This window comes from Arthrobacter sp., assembly GCF_031179385.1.
GTDB lineage: Bacteria > Actinomycetota > Actinomycetes > Actinomycetales > Micrococcaceae > Arthrobacter_D.
This window is the reverse complement of sequence record NZ_JAPSHV010000212.1, coordinates 1-2514: the sequence shown is the minus strand read 5'-3', so window position 1 is coordinate 2514 and position 2514 is coordinate 1. Positions and strand designations below refer to the sequence as shown.

At 66.6% G+C, this 2514-nt stretch carries 4 protein-coding genes; 2 read left to right on the top strand and 2 right to left on the bottom strand.

The features are described 5' to 3' along the window. A partial coding sequence (locus RIF85_RS15645; protein ID WP_309072824.1) for a cupin domain-containing protein occupies positions 1-328 on the bottom strand: 328 nt, incomplete at its 3' end. 81 nt (positions 329-409) lie between these two features. Here RIF85_RS15645 and RIF85_RS15640 point away from each other — a divergent pair. Both RIF85_RS15640 and RIF85_RS15635 read left to right on the top strand, forming a co-directional pair. Beyond that, positions 410-1252, top strand: a complete 843-nt coding sequence (locus RIF85_RS15640) for an NmrA family transcriptional regulator (protein WP_309072823.1) — start codon at positions 410-412, stop codon at positions 1250-1252. Beyond that, on the top strand, positions 1249-1734 hold the full coding sequence (locus tag RIF85_RS15635) for an anthrone oxygenase family protein (RefSeq protein WP_309072822.1): 486 nt from the start codon (positions 1249-1251) through the stop codon (positions 1732-1734). Before RIF85_RS15640 ends, RIF85_RS15635 begins: the two co-directional genes overlap by 4 nt. A 16-nt stretch (positions 1735-1750) precedes the next feature. Here the strand turns inward: RIF85_RS15635 and RIF85_RS15630 are convergent. Next, a partial coding sequence (locus tag RIF85_RS15630) for a PhzF family phenazine biosynthesis protein (protein WP_309072821.1) occupies positions 1751-2514 on the bottom strand: 764 nt, incomplete at its 5' end.

The window sequence follows — 2514 nt, the reverse complement described above, 5'->3', positions numbered from 1 at the left end:
TCCGTACGCCGTGGCTCATGCTCAGACGGACCGGTTCCCCGCTGAGAGTGGTGCATTCCTGCCCGGGGTGGATGACGATGCTTGCCCCGCGCAGCGGTTCATCGGCGACGAGATAGGGATCTCCGGCGCGCACCATAGCGATATCCCCGGCGCTCAACCGGACCGTATCCCCATCTGCGGTGAGCCATGCGTACCCCGACAGTACCGCCATGATCGTGAGGGGTGCCCCGTCACGCACGTCCAGTGCCCACGGCGGGCTCATCGCCACCCGCAAGGCGAACGCCCGCCGGGCATGAGGGCCGTCGAGGAAGTGCACCAGTGGGTCCATAGCAACCAATCTAGACGATCGCGTATGGACAGATGCAGATGAGCTATGTGAAGTCTGGATGTACTGCGATGTGATGGAGCTATGACTACTTCTCAGTTCCTCATCATCGGTGGCTCCGGCAGGACCGGGCGCCGTATCACCAGCCGGCTGGAATCCCGTGGGCTGCCCTTTCGTGCCACTTCCCGCCATACCGGTCACCTCTTCGACTGGCACAACACGTCCACGTGGGACGCAGCGCTAGACGGCGTCACCTCCGCCTACGTCTGCTACTCCCCGGACCTCGCCTTCCCGGGCGTCCCGGAGCTGATCGCGGACTTCTCCGCGCGTGCAAGGACTCGCGGCGTTCGACGCCTTGTCCTGCTGTCGGGACGTGGGGAGGAGGGCGCGATCGCGAGCGAGCAGGCACTGCAACAATCCGGCATCGAGTGGACCGTTCTCCGCTCCTCCTGGTTCGCGCAAAACTTCAGCGAGCACTTCCTGCTGGGCCCGGTACTGCGGGGAAGACTCGTGCTTCCGGCGGGCGACGTCGTCGAGCCCTTTGTCGATCTGGACGATCTCGCTGAAGTGGCTACCAGTGCACTCCTCGGTGAGATCGACGCCGGACGCGTTTATGAGCTCACCGGACCGCGCCTGCTGTCCATGCACGACGTCGCCGCTGAACTATCAGCCGCCGCTGGCCGTTCCATCGAATACGTTCCCGGCACCCCGGAGGAGTTCGTGACGGATGTCGAGGCCGACGGCATTCTCCGCCAAGAAGCGGAACCCCTTGCCGAGCTGTTCGACACGATCCTCGACGGACGGAACGCCTCCCTAACCGGTGACCTCGGCGAAGTACTCGACCGCGAGCCGACGGATTTTTCGGTCTATGCCCGCCGCGCTGCCGCCACCGGTGTGTGGATCGTGCCCGCCAGGATGACGGCATGAGCCTGGTTGAGACTGTCGCCACCACGGCGGCAGCGGTATGTGCCGGAGCGACCGGCGGCGTTTACGTCGCGTTCTCCACCATGGTGATGCCCGCGCTCAACACTCGCGCTGCGAGTGAGTCGGTCGCCGTGATGCAACGTATCAACGTGCGGGCGGTCCGCCCGCCGTTCATGACCCTCTTCTTCGGCGGGGCGCTCGCATCGGTGGTTGCCGGGGTCGCCTCCCTGACCTCAGAGACGCCGAGCATGATGCGGTTGACCGGAGCGGCGCTGTCTTTGGCCAGCTTCGGCCTGACAGTGACCGTCAACGTTCCGCTCAACAACGCGCTCGCTCGGCTCCCCGCGGGAACCGGCAGTGGAGCCGGTCCAGACAACCTGGGGGGTTGGCGCGCGTTCGAACGCCCGTGGACCCGCGCGAACAGCATGAGAGCCGCGCTCGCGCTCGCCGGTGCCGCGGCGCTGGCCGGCTCCCTGGCGGGGTAACACGTCGGATGGCGTGTCAGATCTTGGCTGTTCCCCGGAAGCACGTAGTTGTGGCGCCGCCCACCCAGACGGTGCCGTCGTCGTCGGCCGTGATGGTGATGTCTCCGGCCCGCCCGAGTCGGCTGCCCTGCGAGACCCGGTAGGTCGACGGCACCGCGCCGGTGCCGATCAGCCACTGGCCGACCGAGGCATTCATGCTCCCGCAGACCGGGTCTTCGACGATCCCTACGGCGGGAGCGAAGGTCCGCATCTCGTAGGCGTGCTCCGAGCCTTCAGGGTACGCGCCGATGGCGCCGATCATCGCCGTCGGGATCTGCGAAAGGTCGGGTTCGAGGTCCAGCACCTCCTGCGCGGTGCGCAGCCGGATGACGGCCCAGCCCGGCCCGTTGTCCACCCACTGGTGGGAGAGAACCTGGTCTTCCCGGATGCCGAACGCGGTCACAATCTGCGCGAGGTAGTCACTTTCCAGGTCTCCGGTGCGCTGAGTGGCGGGGGCGGCGAAGGACAGGATGCCGCTACCGCGCCGGACGTTGATCAGCCCGGCTGTGCATTCCTGCACCACGCAATCAGCCGAGAGAGGGGTGCCGCCGGCTTCGAGCCAGGCATGGGCGGAACCGAGGGTGGGATGACCGGCGAACGGCAGCTCACCGCCGGGGGTGAAGATCCGTACGCGGTAGTCCGCTTGGGGGTTCGTGGGTGGCAGCAGGAAAGTGGTCTCGGAGAGATTCGTCCAGCGTGCGACGCGCTGCATGTCGTCGGTGTTGAGCCCGCTGCCGTCGA